The sequence below is a fragment of the Bifidobacterium ruminantium DSM 6489 genome, assembly GCF_000770925.1.
In the GTDB taxonomy this organism is placed as follows: domain Bacteria; phylum Actinomycetota; class Actinomycetes; order Actinomycetales; family Bifidobacteriaceae; genus Bifidobacterium; species Bifidobacterium ruminantium.
Window position 1 is genome coordinate 30,899 of sequence record NZ_JDTK01000001.1, and the last position, 11,449, is coordinate 42,347.

The 11,449-nt window shown below is 58.4% G+C and carries 11 protein-coding genes; 8 read left to right on the forward strand and 3 right to left on the reverse strand.

Features of this window, described 5'->3' with window-relative positions; all coding sequences use genetic code 11:
• Nucleotide 1 precedes the first annotated feature (1 nt).
• The 6 genes from OU26_RS00135 (at nt 2) to OU26_RS00160 (ending at nt 6,403) form a co-directional block, all read left to right on the forward strand.
• Nucleotides 2-1,549: a glutamate synthase subunit beta gene (locus tag OU26_RS00135; protein ID WP_026645889.1), complete on the forward strand. Its 1,548-nt coding sequence runs from the start codon at nt 2-4 to the stop codon at nt 1,547-1,549.
• Between the two features lie 128 nt (nt 1,550-1,677).
• On the forward strand, nt 1,678-2,139 hold the full coding sequence (locus OU26_RS00140; protein ID WP_026645890.1) for a DUF4395 domain-containing protein: 462 nt from the start codon (nt 1,678-1,680) through the stop codon (nt 2,137-2,139).
• Nucleotides 2,140-2,388: 249 nt separating this feature from the next.
• A complete protein-coding gene (gene glgA, locus OU26_RS00145) occupies nt 2,389-3,642 on the forward strand; it encodes a glycogen synthase (protein ID WP_026645891.1) in 1,254 nt (417 codons plus the stop codon).
• Nucleotides 3,643-3,762: 120 nt separating this feature from the next.
• On the forward strand, nt 3,763-4,614 hold the full coding sequence (locus OU26_RS00150) for an ABC transporter ATP-binding protein (RefSeq protein WP_026645892.1): 852 nt from the start codon (nt 3,763-3,765) through the stop codon (nt 4,612-4,614).
• Nucleotides 4,615-4,689: 75 nt separating this feature from the next.
• Nucleotides 4,690-5,745: a tRNA (adenine-N1)-methyltransferase gene (locus OU26_RS00155; protein ID WP_026645893.1), complete on the forward strand. Its 1,056-nt coding sequence runs from the start codon at nt 4,690-4,692 to the stop codon at nt 5,743-5,745.
• A gap of 97 nt (nt 5,746-5,842) precedes the next feature.
• Complete coding sequence (locus tag OU26_RS00160; RefSeq protein WP_026645894.1) at nt 5,843-6,403, forward strand: SixA phosphatase family protein; 561 nt, start codon at nt 5,843-5,845, stop codon at nt 6,401-6,403.
• Nucleotides 6,404-6,527: 124 nt separating this feature from the next.
• Here the strand turns inward: OU26_RS00160 and OU26_RS00165 are convergent, their stop codons facing one another.
• Nucleotides 6,528-6,845, reverse strand: a complete 318-nt coding sequence (locus OU26_RS00165) for an acylphosphatase (RefSeq protein WP_051592892.1) — start codon at nt 6,843-6,845, stop codon at nt 6,528-6,530.
• 232 nt (nt 6,846-7,077) lie between these two features.
• On the opposite strand from OU26_RS00165, the gene metE reads away from it, so the two are divergent.
• Both metE and metF read left to right on the forward strand, forming a co-directional pair.
• On the forward strand, nt 7,078-9,384 hold the full coding sequence (metE, locus tag OU26_RS00170) for a 5-methyltetrahydropteroyltriglutamate--homocysteine S-methyltransferase (RefSeq protein WP_026645896.1): 2,307 nt from the start codon (nt 7,078-7,080) through the stop codon (nt 9,382-9,384).
• 42 nt (nt 9,385-9,426) lie between these two features.
• Nucleotides 9,427-10,266, forward strand: a complete 840-nt coding sequence (metF, locus tag OU26_RS00175) for a methylenetetrahydrofolate reductase [NAD(P)H] (protein WP_026645897.1) — start codon at nt 9,427-9,429, stop codon at nt 10,264-10,266.
• Nucleotides 10,267-10,331: 65 nt separating this feature from the next.
• Here metF and OU26_RS00180 read toward each other — a convergent pair whose 3' ends face one another.
• Both OU26_RS00180 and OU26_RS00185 read right to left on the reverse strand, forming a co-directional pair.
• A complete protein-coding gene (locus tag OU26_RS00180) occupies nt 10,332-10,709 on the reverse strand; it encodes a DUF6985 domain-containing protein (protein ID WP_026645898.1) in 378 nt (125 codons plus the stop codon).
• The gene (locus tag OU26_RS00185; protein WP_051592879.1) at nt 10,702-11,403 is read right to left on the reverse strand and encodes an HNH endonuclease; all 702 of its coding nucleotides are present in this window, start codon (nt 11,401-11,403) and stop codon (nt 10,702-10,704) included. Before OU26_RS00185 ends, OU26_RS00180 begins: the two co-directional genes overlap by 8 nt.
• Nucleotides 11,404-11,449: the final 46 nt, after the last annotated feature.

Genomic DNA, 11,449 nt, shown 5'->3' on the forward strand with positions numbered 1-11,449 from the left:
CATGGGAGATCCTCGTGGATTCCTGAAGGTCCGTACCCGTCGCGAACTGGCCGAACGCCCCGTTGAAGAGCGAATCAAGGACTGGTTCGACGTTCACACCGAATCCGGCCTGCAGTCCTGGACCACCGAGCAGGCGGCCCGCTGCATGGACTGCGGCACCCCGTTCTGCATGAGCGGCTGCCCGCTGGGCAACATCATCCCCGAGTTCAACGATTTGGTCCGCCAGGAGAAGTGGGAGGACGCGTACAACCGTCTGTCCGAAACCAACAACTTCCCCGAAGTGACCGGTCGCATCTGCCCGGCATTGTGCGAAGCCGCCTGCGTGCTTGGCATCCACCAGCCGGCCACGATGATCCAGAACGATGAGCGCACCATCATCGATCAGGCATGGAGCCTTGACTACGTCAAGCCTCTGCCGCCGCAGCGTCTGACCGACCAGACCGTTGCCGTGGTCGGTTCCGGCCCATCCGGTCTCGCCTGCGCCCAGCAGCTCACCCGCGCCGGCCATACGGTGGTCGTGTACGAGCGCGATGACGCCATCGGCGGTCTGATGCGCTACGGCATTCCGAACTTCAAGCTTGACAAGCGTCTGATTGACCGCCGTGTGGAGCAGATGGAAGCCGAAGGCACCGTGTTCCGCACCGGCGTGGAGATCGGCAAGGACATCTCTTGGGACGATTTGCGTTCCCGCTACGACGCCGTGGTGGTTGCCATCGGCTCCACCGTGCCTCGTGATATGAAGATTCCTGGCCGTGAGCTCGAAGGCATCCACTTCGCCATGGAGTTCCTGCCCGACGCGACCCGTCGAGTGTATGGCGTCAAGCCGGTCAACGACATCACCGCCGAAGGCAAGCACGTCGTCATCATCGGCGGCGGCGACACCGGTTCCGACTGCCTCGGCACATCCCTGCGCCAAGGCGCGAAGGACGTCACCGTGCTGCAGATCATGCCGCAGGAACCGAAGCAGCGTCCCGACAACCAGCCGTGGCCGACGTTCGCGCGCCTGTACAAGGAGACCTCCTCCATGGAGGAAGGCTTCGAGACGCAGCGCGCCGAATATGTGTACAACACCGATTCGGTGAACTTCGTCGGTTCGGAAGAGGATCAGGCCAAGGTGAAGATCGAGAACTCCACCGCAACCGAGGGATTCGTCGCCGACGAAAACGGCCATGTCACCGGTCTGAAGGTGGTGAACGTCGCCCCGGGCGAGAATGGTCCGTTCACTCGCCAGGCTGGCACAGAGCGTGTGATTCCCGCCGACTTGGTACTCATCTCCGTGGGCTTCCTGCATCCGGACACCACCACGCTGGTCGACCAGCTGCCAGTCGACCTCGACGGCCGTGGCAATGTGGCGCGTAACGACAAGTTCGCCACATCCCAGGATGGTGTTTTCGCCTGCGGCGACGCCGGACGCGGACAAAGCCTTGTGGTGTGGGCCATCTCAGAAGGCCGCTCCTGCGCGGCTGCGGTCGACGAATACCTCACCGGTGCCACTGAGCTGCCGGCGCCGATCGTCGCTTCCAAGCATCCGATGATGCTGCCGCGCTGATCGAAGGCGTAATCGCAATACAGAATGGCAGGTAGCCCAGCTCGTGAATGAATGGCGAGCCGGGCTACCTGTTTTTTGCCGATAATGCGGTAAAGTAATCCCAGCACCATGTAACAAAGGAGTGACCAATGCCAAATCGTGCCGAACGACGTGCCCAAGCCAAACGCAATCGCCGCGGAGTGCCCCAACAATATGATCAGACCCAAGGGCGCGCGCGTTCTGGAATGTTGGATGAATACCAGCTGCAGGAGAAGTCCCGCCGCTTGCAGGATGGCACCGATGGACCGTGGAAGCCGAGCGCCAGCACGATCACGGAAACCGAAAGCGTGCTGAACACCAATCCCGATTACAGGAATCCGAAGATGTTCAAGGCTCCGCATTCCATCCGTCAATGGTTCCGCGTGGCCAGCTGGGTGCTGATTGCTGTCGCAGCCATCGCCTTCCTGGTGATTATGTGGCTTCCGTCGCATCCGATGTGGCTGATTGCCACGGTTTCCATCGTTTTCGCGGTCGGTGTATTGAGCCTGTTCTTCACTGCCGGTGACTCGAAACACAATCCGAACCTTGATCAGAATGGCACAGCCGTCTGAATCATATCCGAATTTTTCGGGAATCGCCCATGTCGTCGAGCGTATGAGATGACATGGGCGATTCTTTTTTGCACGCTCCACGGAACGAAGATACGGGAGACATCATGAAAACGGTTGCCACAACTTGCAGCCGTTTTCAGAAAAAATGAAAAAAGAGATGATTCGGAAATGAAACAATACGGTATTTTCTGAAAAACTGTTTTACAGTAGTACTTGGAATGACTGGCAGACTCGAGGAGGAGAACAGACATGAAAGTTGACATCCTATCCCGCGAATACCCTCCCAAGGTGTACGGAGGCGCTGGAGTACATGTGGAGGAGCTTTCCAAAGTGCTGGCGGAACGGGTCGATGTGACCGTCCGGGCGTTCGACGGCCCACGCACGCCATCCGATGTTCCCGAGATCCCGGGCGCCGATCCGAAGGGGTCCCTCAAGGTCGTCGGCTATCACGTGCCGGAGGAAATGCGGGACGCGAACGGCGCCTTGAAGACGTTCAGCGTCGATTTGCAGATGGCCAACGACGTCGATGCCGATATTATCCACGCACATACGTGGTACGCATGTCTTGCCGGGTATCTTGCCAAGATGCTGCATGACACGCCATTGGTCATCACCGCGCATTCGCTTGAGCCCTTCCGGCCTTGGAAGCGCGAGCAGCTTGGCGGCGGATACAATCTGAGCTCCTGGGCGGAGAAGGACGCCTACGAGCATGCCGATCGGATCATCGCCGTGTCCGCCGGCATGCGCAAGGACATTCTTACGGCCTACCCGGATCTCGATCCGGACAAGGTGGCCGTGGTGCACAATGGTATCACCATGAGCCAGTTCGAGACCCCGGCGGATGACGATCCCGGCTGGCAGGTGTTCGACCGTTACCACATCGACCGCACCAAACCGACGCTGCTGTTCGTCGGTCGCATCACCCGTCAGAAAGGTCTGCCGTATCTGCTCCGGGCATTGCATTTTGTCGATCCGAACGTCCAGGTTGTGTTGTGCGCTGGCGCTCCCGATACGCCGGAAATCATGGAAGAGGTCAAAACCGCTTTCGCCAAACTTGACGAGAAGCGCGGCAATATCATCTGGATCGAAGAGATGCTGCCGAAGCCGGAGCTCAACGCGCTCGAACATGGATGCGACGCGTTCATCTGCCCATCCATCTACGAGCCTCTCGGCATTGTGAATCTGGAAGCCATGGCTTGCGGATTGCCGGTTGTCGCCTCCGCCACCGGCGGTATACCGGAAGTGGTCGTGGATGGTGAGACCGGCTATCTGGTTCCCATCGACCAGCTTCACGACGGGACCGGCACACCCACCAATCCGGACAAATTCGTGCATGACATGGCCGATGCCATCAACCGCATCATGTCCGATCCCGAAAAGGCGAAACTTATGGGACGTGCGGGCTATGAGCGCGCGCGTGACCATTTCAGCTGGGAATCCATTGCGGATAAGACGCTCAAGGTCTATGAGGACGTGCTTGCCGAACGTAACCGGGCGGAGTAGTGCTACTGAAGCAGAAAACCGGTCATAGGGCAAGACCCCGCATGAATGCCTCCTGCCGACGCGTTACGCTGACAGGAGGCATTTCATATCCAAACTGTCATTTGAAACCGTGGAGGAACGATGAGCGAACAGGACGTCGCATTGAAACTGTCTGGTGTGGAATTCCGTCGTCGCAGGCGTGTGATTCTCACCAAAGTCAATCTGGAGGTCAAAAAGGGCGAGAAATGGGTGTTGTTCGGTCCCAACGGTATTGGCAAATCCACCTTGGTGCAGATGATGAGCACCCGTGGCTTCCCCTCTGAAGGAACAGTGGACATCCTTGGCAACCGTCTTGGCAAAGTGAATGTGTTTTCCTATCGCAACCGCATCGGACTGAGCTCCGCAGAACTCGGACGCGCGTTCCCGCCGCAGGAGGATCCGCTTGACGCCATCGTGACGGCTTTGACCGCCACGACAGGTCGCTGGCGCGACACCTACACCGATGAGGACTATGCTAAGGCACGTGCGCTTATGCGCGAGTTTGGCATCGAATATCTGGAAGGCAAGATGATGTTCAAGCTTTCCGAGGGCGAACGCACACGTGTGCTCATCTGCCGTGCGTTGATGGCTGATCCTGACCTGCTGATTCTTGACGAGCCGACCACGGGACTCGATCTGGGCGGACGTGAGATCGCACTGCGCGCATTGAGCCGTGTCGGCGCCGAGCAGTCCGACCGCGCCGTGATTCTGGTGACGCACAGGCTCGAGGAGATTCCGCAAGGTTTCGACCATGTGGCCATCATGGGTCGTATCACCGGCAATGAGGCGGACGCCTACGCGGACAATGTGGCTGGAAACGATCCGGCGCCGGGCACCATCGTGTATACGGGCGATCTGGAGCATGGCTTCACCTCGGAGCGCTTGAGCCAAGTGTTCGGCCTGGAGTTGAACGTGATGCATGCGAATGGACGCTGGAACGCGTACGCGGTGTGACGCCCGGATGATGCCGCCGATAAGGTAGCATGTATGTTCGGATTGTCCGGTGGCGAACAGTAAGGAGTGGTTTCCATGCGTCGAGGCGCGTTGCAGGCCGGCGAAAAGGTGCAGTTCACGGATCGAAGGTCCAACAAAATCACCGACCAATTGGTGCTTGGTGGCGTGACACAGACCTCGCATGGCATCATTCTGCATGATGATGTGATCGGACGGTCGGAAGGCTCGGTCGTGGTGACGGTGAGCGCGAAGCGCGAGGCTCAGGTCAACCAGATTCATCCCGAACGTGACGCGAACAAGCCTTGGAAAGGCACGCGTGCCATCGGCGGTTGGGAATTCGCTGTGATGCGTCCTCGTCTGGCCGATTATGTGCTGTCCATGCCTCGAGGCGCGCAGATCATGTATCCGAAGGACATTGCACAGGTCATCCAGCTCGGGGACATTCGTTCCGGAATGAATGTGCTGGAATCCGGTGCAGGATCGGGCGCGATGAGCATCAATCTGCTGGATGCCGTGGGGGAGAAGGGACGCTTAACCACCATCGAGATGCGTCCGGAATTCGCGCGCGTCGCCGAGGCCAACGCGACGGTGTATTTCGGGGAACGCCCCTCATGGTGGGATTTGAGAGCCGGTGACTTCGATTCGGTCGCGGCCGGACTGCCGGAGCACTCCTTTGACCGCATCATGCTGGACATGCTCGATCCATGGAACCGGCTTGAACAGGCGTACCGCGTGATCGCGCCCGGCGGCGTGCTTGTGGCGTATATCACCACCACGACGCAGCTCAGCCGTATGGCCGAGGCATTACGCGATGCCGGCTGCTGGACCGAACCGGACATCCAGGAGACTTTGGAACGTGATTGGAAGGCGCAGGGGCTGGCGGTACGTCCCGACCACCAGATGATAGGCCATACAGGATTCCTGATGGTCTCGCGTGCGATGGCTCCGGGATTTCCGGCGCTGCGCAAACGCGACCGGGCTACGAAGGACACGGTCACCGACATCGATTCGATGACGGACGAGGAACGCGCCGAACAGCTTGAGGATCTGCAATTGCGGGACATTTCCGACCGCAAGCTACGCAAGGTGCTACGGGATCTCGACGCGCAGGTCGAAGCTATAGGCAAGTAGGATTCCCGCGTTTCCTGCCCTGCTCCGCAGGAATATCTGCGACAATGGGACACGGATATTGAAATGCGGCGATGGATTCTGATCGGAGCGGACCGTCATGGGAACAAGCCTGAAAAAGGTTGCCAAAAAAGCCAAGGAATACAAGTATGTGCTGCTGGTGATGCGCCACGCCAAAACCGAACCGTTCGGAAGCGACGGCAATGATTCGGGGCGTGAACTCACCGACAAGGGGCGCAAGCAGGCCAAGGCCGTGGCGAAGGGGCTGGATGCGATGAAAATGGTACCGGATCGAATCGCATGCTCGAGCGCCACCCGTGCGCGTCAGACCTGCGATAGGCTGCTGAAAGTCTTCGGTGATGACCCGAAGGTCGATTATCGGCAAAACCTGTACGAGGGCGGAGTGCAATCCGTGTTTGACGAGCTCGCCCAAACCAAGGACAAACATCACAGGCTACTTGTTCTTGGACATGAGCCGACCGTGTCGATCGCCTGCCAATGGCTGGCGAGTGCGGAATCCGACCCGACTTTGCTCGACATGCTGAATCTGGGCATGTCTCCTGCATCAATCGCTGTGTTCGGTTCCAACGAGCCGTTCGGCAAATGGCAGCTGCATAGCGGCGAGCTGATAGCCCTGCTTACGGCCAAGGATTTCGAATAAAGGCTTGTCCTGCCTGAAGCCGTCATAGGCGCAATGCGGAACGTCGGATTGTGGTTTCAGCGCTTCACGACATGCGATGCGTTCCTGTCATTTCTGCCATTCCCGTCATGGAACGTGGCGCGGATCATTCGTCGTACTCCACACGGAACGTGCGCTCTCCCCGTAATACGGGAATGTTCGTGACGTCCACGTGCATCACGCGGCTCCATTCCGGTCCTTCGCAAAGTTTTTCGTACATGGCGAACAATGCCTGCTGGGATCCCTGCGCTTCCACCTGTACGCTGCCGTCGCGCAGGTTGCGAACCCAACCCGTTACGTTCAGTTTATGTGCCGCAATGGATGCAAAATAACGAAATCCCACGCCTTGCACTTTTCCGGAGACGGTGGCGCGCATCCGTAGCAGTTTGCCTTGCGAGGCCACCCATTCCTCGAGCTCCTTCATATCCTGTTCGCTGGTATGCCGGTCGGTCTGCATCATCGCATCCTTAGCCATCAAAGCCCCTTTATAAGATGTGTTTTTGCTCACCAAGCCACGCTATCATGAGGTCGGGTGTTTCTGCAGGCACTGCTATAAGGAGCTTTTATAACGACACTCAAATTTTCTTAATGCCTTGTGACAAGCGGTTTTGTGATAGCTTGAGCGGGTTGCATTGTTTTTATCAGATGGAGGATTCATGTCCGCTCTCACTTCCGTCTCCGGTTTCCCGCGCATCGGCCAGAACCGTGAGCTGAAGAAGATTATCGAAGCGTATTGGAAGGGCAACGCAGCCCTCGAAGAAGTTCGCGCCACAGCCAAGGAACTTCGAGCTAAGCACTGGAAGCTGCAGCAGGAAGCCGGAATCGACCTGATTCCGAGCAACGACTTCAGCTATTACGATCAGATGCTCGACACCGCGATTCTGCTGAATGTGATTCCGCAGCGCTACCAGCGTCTCGCCTTCGACAATCCCGAGGAGACCCTGTTCGCGATGGGCCGCGGCTACCAGGGCGACAAGGGCGACGTGACCGCCCTGCCGATGAAGAAGTGGTTCACCACCAACTACCACTATCTGGTTCCCGAAATCGACGCGGCCACCGAGATCAAGCTTGGCAGCACCAAGCCGTTCGACGAGTTCAACGAGGCCAAGGAGCTGGGCATCCTCACCAAGCCGGTGCTCATCGGCCCGTACACCTTCCTCAAGCTCGCCCGCAACCCGCAGGCCGAAGAGCTCAAATACGACCAGGGCCTGATCAATGCCGTCGCCGCCGTGTACGACGAGGTCGTCGCCAAGTTCGCGGATCTGGGCGCCGAGTGGATCCAGATCGACGAGCCGTACCTGGTGCTCGACAAGGAGGAGGGCGACCTCTCCCTGTTCAAGTCCCTGTACTCTAAGATCCTGCCCGCCCGCAAGGGTGCCGTCAAGGTGCTGCTTAACACGTACTTCGGCCATATCGCCGACGCCTACGAGACCGTCAACCTGCTCGGCTTCGACGGCATCGGCCTCGACCTCAACGAGGGTCGCGAGGAGAACCTCGCCGCCGTCAAGCAGTACGGCGTCGCCGAGAACACCACCATCTTCGCCGGCGTGATCAACGGCCGCAACATCTGGCGCAACAACTACGCCGTGAGCCTCGGCTTGGTCGACGCGCTCAAGCAGGTCACCAAGAACGTCGCCGTCTCCACCGCCAGCTCCCTGCTGCACGTGCCGTTCAGCACCGAGGGCGAGACCGGTCTTGCCGACGACGTGCGCAAGCACTTCGCCTTCGCCGTCGAGAAGCTCGGCGAATTGCACGAGGTCGCGGTTCTGGCCGATGCCACCGATGACGAGAAGAAGGCTTCCGCCGAGCTCAAGGCCAACCAGGCGCTGTTCGACGGCACCCGCGTCGCTCCCGATTCGGCCGTGGCCGCCCGACTTGCCGCGCTGACCCCGGACGACTTCGTCCGTCAGCCGGCTCGCGCCGAGCGTCAGAAGGAGCAGCGTGAGGCTCTTGGCCTGCCGCTGCTGACGACCACCACCATCGGCTCCTTCCCCCAGACCAAGGAGATTCGCGCCGAGCGTGCCAAGCTGCGCAAGGGCGAGATCAGCAAGGCCGAATACGACGAGTTCATGAAGGCCCAGATCGACGCCTGCATCAAGCATCAGGAGGAGATTGGCCTCGACGTGCTCGTGCATGGTGAATTCGAGCGTAACGACATGGTCGAGTATTTCGGCCAGAACCTTAATGGCTTCCTGTTCACCAAGAACGCTTGGGTGCAGTCCTACGGCACCCGCTGCGTGAAGCCTCCGATCGTGTGGGGTGACGTGTCCCGCGCCAAGCCGATCACCGTGGAGTGGAGCGCCTACGCGCAGTCCCGTACCGACCATGTGATGAAGGGCATGCTCACCGGCCCGGTGACCATCCTCAACTGGTCCTGGCCGCGTGAGGACATCACCCATGAGCAGCAGACCCAGCAGCTCGCACTCGCCATCCGTGACGAGGTGCTCGACCTGGAAAAGGCCGGCATCAAGGTCATCCAGATCGACGAGGCCGCACTGCGCGAGAAGCTGCCGCTGAGGAAGACCGACTGGCACAAGAAGTACCTCGACTGGGCCATCCCGGCATTCCGTCTGGTGCACTCCGCGGTCAAGCCGACCACGCAGATCCACACCCACATGTGCTACTCGGAGTTCAACGACATCATCAAGGACATCGACGCGATGGACGCCGACGTGATTTCCTTCGAGGCTTCCCGTGGCGATCTGGTGGTGCTCGACGCCATCCACGACGCCAACTTCGAGACCGAGGCCGGCCCGGGCGTCTACGACATCCACTCCCCGCGCATCCCCTCTGAGCAGGAGATTGAGGACCGCATCTACGAGATCCTGAAGAAGATGGACGTGGAGAAGGTCTGGATCAACCCGGATTGCGGCCTGAAGACCCGTGGCAACGCGGAGACCTGGCCGAGCCTGGAACATCTGGTGGCCGCGGCCAAGGCCGTGCGCGCCAAGCTCTCCAAGTAACATCCGCAAAGGCAGAAAAGGCAAGGATTTCCAAGGAATCACATGCATTCGCCAATGTTCTCGCTGGAGGTGTTCCCTCCCAAGCGCACCAGTCCTGTAGGAACCATCTACGACACGTTGGATGGCCTGCAGGGACTGGATCCCGATTTCATCTCCGTCACCTACGGCACCGGCAAATCGTTCGACCGCACGCTGACCGCACGCATCGCGCATACGGTGGGTGAGTACGGCATTCCCTGTGTCGCCCACCTGACCGCGCAGTATCTCGACAAGGATGACGTGGACGAAGCGCTCGACCTGTTCGACCAAGCCGGCGTCTCCGGCGTGCTCGCCCTCCGTGGCGATCGCGTCGAAGGTGCCGAACCGGCGGGAGTGTTCGACCATGCGAGCGACCTGGCCGACTACATCCGGCAGAAAAGACCGAATCTCAAGATCTACGGCGCCTGCTATCCGGAAAAGCATCCGCAGGCGGCGACGCTTGACGAGGATATCGACAACCTCAAGAAGAAGGTCGACGCCGGTGTGACCCACCTGATTTCGCAGCTTTTCTACGATAACGAAGATTTCCTGCGATTCGTGGACAAGGCGCGTGCCGCCGGCATCGATGTGCCGATCGAAGCGGGCATCATGCCGGTGATGAACGCGAAATCGGTGCTGCGCATGTCGAAGATGTGCCAGTCGCGCGTGCCGGAGAAACTCTCCGTCCTGCTTGACAAGTGGGGAGGGGATACCGCTCTGCTGAAGGAAGCTGGTATCACGTACGCGTCCGAACAGATCTGCGATCTGGTGGCACGTGGCGTCGATGGCGTGCATCTGTACACGATGAACCATCCTTGCGTCAGCCGACGCATCTGGTCCAACGTCAAACCATTCTTCGTCTGATTCCGGACGATGCAACAGTGCGGGGGCGGCATGCGCGTATGTGTGTGCCGCCCCCGCATCCTATTTCAGAGCTCATCCTGCGGAATGATCTTCTTCAACCGCTCATTCTCGAACACCGCGGCAAGTCCATGCTCCGGATCGTAGCGGTAGTTGCACATCAACGCCACTTCGTGGACATCCGTATTCCTAAGCACGAAAATGTCGGTCGGAATGACGTATTTGAAGATATTCGTGATGGAATCGCCGATCAGGTCCCCATCGCGATTAAGACAATACCGTGCAATCGCATCTTTGCTTGCCTCGACTTCGTTCCATGAAGCGAGGAACGCATCCCTTGCCTGGCGCTGCGAATCGAGGATATCCTCGTTGGAAGCGCAAACGAAGGAGACAGGCAGCTCGAAGTCCCTGCCCCACAATTCCCGCTTATCATTCTTCTCAGTCATCGAAACCACCATTCCTATTGTTCTTCTTATTGATTTCAAATACGCCGCCTGAATGTCTGAACGCTTCATGAATAATCGTCGGTACGAGTTCACAGGTCTTCATATCGCTGTTCTCATGCCAGGTGAGCTTGTTCTCTTTGCGCCATTTTTCGATGTCGGTATGCGTCCAATCATCTTTTCCGTCACGCCGCTCTTTGTTCCATTGTTCGGCTAATTTGATGTTGGCTTTCTCGAAATTGCCGGCCAAGTGATTGCCGCTCTCATCTTTTCGTGAAAGCCTGTTCTCGCTCATGCCTTCGATTGTGACTTTTGCCTCCGCCACAGGACTGAAATCAACGACACCGTTTCTGTACTCGATACCATCTCTGCCATATTTGGCCAGTGCCTCGTTGACTTCCGGATTGTTCAACATGTACTTTGATTCGCCGCGCTCGCCGACCCAGCTTCCATTTGGCCCGTCAACCGGCGTGTATCTGACTCTTTCCAAGCGTGTCGAATACAGGTCTTTCGAATCGATTCTGTCTGTGAGCCGAGTGATGAGCTTATCGAAGTCGATAAGTTTGCCGGGTTCAGAGGATTTCACCTCGGACTCGGATCCCTTCGGTTCGGAACCCATGAGACGGTCGGGATCGAAACCCAGCTTCGTCTCCTTTGAAGGCTTTGGCACCTCCGAAGTCGTTTTGTCGATGTTCATAAGACTCTTTTCGTTGAATATGCGTACAGGAATTGGGATGAGGACA